Source organism: Alicyclobacillus sp. CIJ1 (assembly GCF_057538885.1).
Genome location: NZ_BAAJPH010000034.1, coordinates 1 through 468, shown reverse-complemented (window position 1 = coordinate 468; position 468 = coordinate 1). Strand labels below are relative to the sequence as shown.

Below are 468 nucleotides of genomic sequence, written 5' to 3'. Positions count from 1 at the left end.
GAATTCCCCTTGCCTCTCCAGCACTCAAGTCAAGCAGTTTCCAGAGCCATCCCATGGTTGAGCCATGGACTTTCACTCCAGACTTGCTCGACCGCCTACGCACCCTTTACGCCCAGTGATTCCGGACAACGCTCGCCCCCTACGTTTTACCGCGGCTGCTGGCACGTAGTTAGCCGGGGCTTCCTCACTCGGTACCGTCTCGCATGGGGCTTTCCACTCCCCATGCCGCTCTCCCCGAGCAACAGAGCTTTACAACCCGAAGGCCTTCTTCGCTCACGCGGCGTTGCTCCGTCAGGCTTGCGCCCATTGCGGAAGATTCCCTACTGCTGCCTCCCGTAGGAGTCTGGGCCGTGTCTCAGTCCCAGTGTGGCCGGTCACCCTCTCAGGTCGGCTACGCATCGTCGCCTTGGTGGGCCGTTACCCCGCCAACTAGCTAATGCGCCGCGGGCTCCTCTCTCAGCGGCCCAG

The 468-nt window shown here is 62.2% G+C and carries 1 rRNA gene; it reads right to left on the bottom strand.

Annotated elements, in window-relative coordinates:
* Positions 1–468 (bottom strand): 16S ribosomal RNA (locus tag AC27E8_RS00265); the annotation flags it as partial.